Here is a 4,056-nt window from a genome sequence, read left to right as displayed (position 1 = left end):
CGGAGTCGCCGTCGCGTGAGGGATGCGCGCCCGGAGGGCCGAGACGCCGGAGCAGGGAAGCAACGGCCGTATCGTTGCTTCCCTGCGCAGGTGGCTCGGCGCCGTTGGGCACAGTTGTATCGTGCCCTACGGCGCGCGCAGCCCGACCCGGAGCGCAGCGGAGGGGCACGCCCAAACCCGCTTCTCAATGTCGTTTAACCGCATCGATCAACCGAACGGAACGCCGCGGTGTACAAGGGGTTCGCCGTTTGACCGCACCCGCACCGGCCCGTAGCTTTCACCTCCATGCCAGCCGCCAAGCGCCTTCTCTGGGTTGACGACGAGATCGACCTGCTGCGCCCGCACCTGCTCTTCATGCAGGGGCGGGGGTACCACGTGGACGCGGCCAGCAACGGCGACGACGCCCTGGACCTGGTGCGCGTGTCGCCGTACGACCTGATCCTGCTGGACGAGCAGATGCCCGGCCGCACGGGGATGGAGGTGCTGGACGAGATCCGGCGCATCGACCAGCGCGTGCCCGTGGTCATGGTGACCAAGAGCGAGGAGGACCGCACCATGACCGAGGCCATCGGCCGGCGGGTGGCGGACTACCTCGTGAAGCCCACGTCGCCGCGGCAGGTGCTGTCCGTCGTTACCCGCCTGCTGGAAGGCGACCAGCTGCAGCAGCAGGTGATCGCCCGCGACTTCACGGGGCGCTTTCGCGAGATCAACGCGCAGCTGGGGCTCATCCGCGACTGGCGGGAGTGGTGCGACGCGTACTCGGAGCTCGTGAACTGGGAGCTGCGGCTGCGCGAAAGCGGCGAGACGGGACTTCTCGCGTCGCTGGAGACGCTGCTGGACGACTTTCGCCGCGAGTTTTGCCGCTGGGTGTGCGAGGACTACGGCCGCTGGACCCGCGGCTCGCACGACCGCCCGCCGCTTTCGCCCGACGTAGTGCCGGAGTACCTGGCCCCGCTCATCGGCCCGGACAGGACGGTGCTGTTCGTGGTGATCGACTGCCTGCGGCTGGACCAGTGGCGCGCCCTGGTGCCCCTGCTGGAGCCCCTGGCCCAGGTGGAAGAGGCGCTGTACTGCTCCATCCTGCCGACCGCGACGCCGTTCTCGCGCAACGCCATCTTCAGCGGGATGTACCCCGACGGCGTGGCGGAGCGGCTGCCCGGCTGGTGGGGCCGCGAGGGCGAGGGCTCGCTCAACGCCAACGAGGCGGAGCTGTTCCGCGAGCACGTGGACCGGCTCGTCGGGCCCAAGGTGCCCGTGCACTACGAGAAGGTGTTCGACGCGGCGGACGGCGAGCAGATGCTGCGGCGCCTGCCCGCCTACCTGTCGCAGCCGGGGGTGACGGCGCTCGTCTTCAACTTCGTGGACCTGCTGACGCACGGCCGGTCCGAGTCCGCCGTCCTGCTGGAGGTGGCGCGCGACAAGGAGGCCCTGCGCGCCCTTACGCGGCAGTGGTTCGAGCGGTCGGAGGCGCTGTCGGCCATCCGCGAGGCCATGCGCCAGGGCGTGCCCGTGCTGGTGACGACGGACCACGGCAGCATCCACTGCCACCGGCCCGCGACGGTGTTCGCCAAGCGCGACACCACGAGCAACCTGCGCTACAAGTTCGGGGACGACCTGCGGGCCGAGGACCGGATGGCGGCGTTCTCCACGAACGACGAGAACGTGCTGCGATTTCCCCCGGGGCGCGCGGCCACCAACTACCTGATCGCGCTGGAAGACGTCTTTTTCGTGTATCCCACCAAGCTGCGCCAGTACCAGGCGCGCTACCGCGGCTCGTTCCTGCACGGCGGCATCAGCCCGGAGGAGATGATCCTGCCCGTGGCGCTGCTTACGCCGCGATGAACACGTACGTCCGCATCCTTCGCTACGTCCGGCCGCACGCCGGGCTGTTCGGGCTGGCCATCGGCACCATGGCGCTGTGGGCGGCCCTGGACGCGTTCAGCTACACGCTGCTCATCCCGTTCCTGCGCGTGCTGTTTGGCCAGGGCGACGCGCTGTCCGGGCTGGACACGTTCCTGAGCCCCGACGCGGGCCCCGTCGTGCGGTTCCTGCGCGGGGCCGTGGGCTGGGCCATCGCGGGGCGCGACCCCATGGACGCGCTGCGCAACGTGGTCCTCTTCCTGTTCGTGATCTACGCCGTCAAGAACGTGGCGTACTACGTCTCCCAGGTCGCCATCTCGGTGGTGGAGGGCCGGGTGACGCGCGACATGCGGAACGACATCTACAGCCACCTGCTGCGCCTGGGCTTTCCGTTCTTTCAGCGCACGCGGGCGGGGCAGATCATCAGCCGCGTGACCAACGACGTGGAGCAGATGCGCAGCCTGGTCACCAGCAACCTGGCCAAGCTGCTGTGGGAGAGCTTCCAGGCCGTGTTCGCGCTGGTGATTATGATCGGCCTGTCGTGGAAGCTGACCGTCGTTGCCGCGCTGTTCATGCCGCCCATGCTGGGGCTGTGGGCGCGGCTGCGAAAGCGGCTGCGCAGGGCCGTGCTGCGCGTGCTGGACGCCGTGGGCGAGACGGCGTCGCACATCCAGGAGACGGTGAGCGGCGTGCGGCTGGTAAAGGCGTCGGGCGCGGAGGCGTGGGAAGAGGCGCGGTTCCAGAAGCTCACGCGCGGCCAGTACAAGGCGCACGTCAAGAACGAGCGGTGGCGCAAGTTCTTTACGCCGGCCACGGAGATGATCACGGCCGTGAGCATCCTGGCCATGCTGTGGTACGGCAGCTGGCTGGTGCTGCGCGAGGGGTCCATGATCCCCGAGGCGTTCATCGGCTTTCTGCTCTTTGCCGGCAAGCTGATGTCGCCCGTGAAGTTCCTGGCGCAGTTCCCCGCGACGGTGCAGCCGGGGCTGGCGGCGGCGGAGCGGGCGTTCGAGCTGCTGGACGCGCCCGTGGAGGTGTTCGACCAGCCCGGCGCGCTCCCCGTGGAGGGCTTTCGCGAGGCGGTGCGGTTCGAGAAGGTGGGCTTTGCGTACGCGCCCGGCACGCCCGTGCTGGAGGACATCGAGATGACCATCCGCCCGGGCGAGGTGGTGGCGCTCGTGGGCCCCAGCGGGGCGGGGAAGAGCACCATGGCGGACCTGCTGCCGCGCTTCTACGATCCCACGGCGGGGCGCATCACCCTGGACGGGCGCGACCTGCGGACGCTCAAGCTCAAGGACGTGCGGGCGCTGCTGGGCATCGTGACGCAGGAGACGATCCTCTTTCACGACACGGTGCGCAACAACATCGCCTACGGGCGCAACGACGCGTCGCAGGCGGAGGTGGAGGCGGCGGCGCGCGCGGCCAACGCGCACGAGTTCATCGGCCGGCTGCCGGAGGGATACAACACGGTGCTGGGGGAGAAGGGGACGCGGCTGTCCGGCGGGCAGCGGCAGCGCATCGCTATTGCCCGAGCGCTGCTGAGAAATCCGCCCATCCTGATCCTGGACGAGGCCACGAGCGCGCTGGACACGGAAAGCGAGCGGCTGGTGCAGCAGGCCATCGAGCAGCTGATGGACGAGCGCACGGTGCTGGTGATCGCGCACCGCCTGTCGACGGTGCGGCGCGCGGACCAGATCCTGGTGCTGGACGCTGGCCGCATCGTGGAGCGCGGCACGCACGACGAGCTCCTGGCGCACGGCGGCCTGTACCGCCGCCTGTACGACATGCAGTTCGGCGCGGAGACGGACGCCGTGGAGGCGGGGAGCCCTCACCCGCTCGCCTAGGCTCGCACCCTCTCCCGCAAACTGCGCGGGAGAGGGTGTACACGTCCACGAGCCCCGGAGCGCGGGAGCACGGTCCATGCGGGCGACGGGGCGGGCGGAGTCCGAGATCGCGGGTGAGGTCCGGCGCACACCCCCGGCGATTGAAATCGCGGCTCGGACGGCGCGATGTCGGCCTTCGCCGACAGGTCGGGGCACGGCGTGGTGCCGTACGTTGCGCCGCGTCTCCGCGGCGACAGACGCGCGGCGTGCAACGCTGTTCTCCCCTCTCCGCGAGGAACGAGCGGGGAGGGGCGGGCCGCTGCCGCGAGAGCCGTCCCCCCTCGCGATGAAGTTCTCCCTTCCCCCATTCTGT

Annotated in this window: 2 protein-coding genes; both read left to right on the top strand. The window is 69.9% G+C overall.

The window, feature by feature from the left end:
* Window positions 1-285: 285 nt before the first annotated feature.
* A complete protein-coding gene (locus VFZ20_RS31270) occupies window positions 286-1,842 on the top strand; it encodes a bifunctional response regulator/alkaline phosphatase family protein (RefSeq protein WP_329687902.1) in 1,557 nt (518 codons plus the stop codon).
* Window positions 1,839-3,704 carry an ABC transporter ATP-binding protein gene (locus VFZ20_RS31265; protein ID WP_329687901.1) on the top strand — a complete coding sequence of 622 codons (1,866 nt, stop codon included), beginning with the start codon at window positions 1,839-1,841 and terminating at the stop codon, window positions 3,702-3,704. Before VFZ20_RS31270 ends, VFZ20_RS31265 begins: the two co-directional genes overlap by 4 nt.
* Window positions 3,705-4,056 lie beyond the last annotated feature (352 nt).

This window comes from Longimicrobium sp., from assembly GCF_036280135.1.
In the GTDB taxonomy this organism is placed as follows: domain Bacteria; phylum Gemmatimonadota; class Gemmatimonadetes; order Longimicrobiales; family Longimicrobiaceae; genus Longimicrobium.
Note: the sequence above shows the minus strand (reverse complement) of the source record. Positions and strands in the feature narration are given on the sequence as shown.

Coding starts and splice junctions, on each gene's coding strand:
- VFZ20_RS31270 (WP_329687902.1), top strand. CDS start 286: ATGCCAGCCGCCAAGCGCCTTCTCTGGGTTGACGACGAGATCGACCTG.
- VFZ20_RS31265 (WP_329687901.1), top strand. CDS start 1,839: ATGAACACGTACGTCCGCATCCTTCGCTACGTCCGGCCGCACGCCGGG.